Annotated in this window: 1 protein-coding gene; it reads left to right on the top strand. The window is 63.9% G+C overall.

Annotation, left to right across the window (positions count from 1 at the left end):
- A partial coding sequence (locus H5993_RS09290; protein ID WP_204777116.1) for a hypothetical protein occupies window positions 1-263 on the top strand: 263 nt, incomplete at both ends.

Genomic DNA, 263 nt, shown 5'->3' with positions numbered 1-263 from the left:
GTCCAGGCCGGACTCGTTGACCTTCGATGGCTACTGCTTCCGCTTTCCGACGCCCGATGACCTGGACGTGTTGGTCACAGATCCGCGCGAGGCACGCGTGATCGCGGAAGAGATGTTGCTTCTCGGCCTGCCGATCCCGGCTGAACCTGATCATGACCTCCTCGGCCCGCTTACCAGCGAGGGCTACGTCACTGTCATCGCTCTGCCGCTTCGCAGCGAGGACGCGTACAGCGAGGTGGAGAAGCAGGTGCGCTCGCTGGTGG

The sequence above is a fragment of the Limosilactobacillus alvi genome (assembly GCF_016900115.1).
In the GTDB taxonomy this organism is placed as follows: domain Bacteria; phylum Bacillota; class Bacilli; order Lactobacillales; family Lactobacillaceae; genus Limosilactobacillus; species Limosilactobacillus alvi.
The sequence above is the reverse complement of the archived record's forward strand: the minus strand, read 5'-3'. Positions and strand labels throughout refer to the sequence as shown.